The organism is Beijerinckia sp. L45 (assembly GCF_009765775.1).
GTDB lineage: Bacteria > Pseudomonadota > Alphaproteobacteria > Rhizobiales > Beijerinckiaceae > RH-AL1.
This window is the reverse complement of record NZ_LMUU01000185.1, coordinates 15787-16113: the sequence shown is the minus strand read 5'-3', so window position 1 is coordinate 16113 and position 327 is coordinate 15787. Positions and strand designations below refer to the sequence as shown.

At 64.5% G+C, this 327-nt stretch carries 1 protein-coding gene; it reads right to left on the bottom strand.

Annotated elements, in window-relative coordinates:
• On the bottom strand, positions 1-327 hold a 327-nt coding region (locus GSQ79_RS20360; protein WP_305764626.1), incomplete at both ends, for a GTP-binding protein.

Below are 327 nucleotides of genomic sequence, written 5' to 3'. Positions count from 1 at the left end.
GGCGAGATCGATCTTGTTGACGATGAGAAGGTCGCAGCGAAGCACACCGGGGCCACGCTTGCGCGGGATATCACCACCGCCGGCTACGTCGATGACGAAGATCCACCAGTCGACAAGATCGAGAGAAAAGGTGGAGGCCAAATTGTCGCCACCGGACTCGAAGATCAGCAACTCGAGGCCGGGGAACCGCGCCTCGAGTTCGTCGCCGGCAACGATGTTGAGGGTCGGATCCTCGCGGATCACGGTATGCGGACAGGCGCCGGCTTCGACGGCGGAGACGCGCGCCGGATCGATCAGGCCGGAGCGGCGCAGCCGCTCGGCATCCTC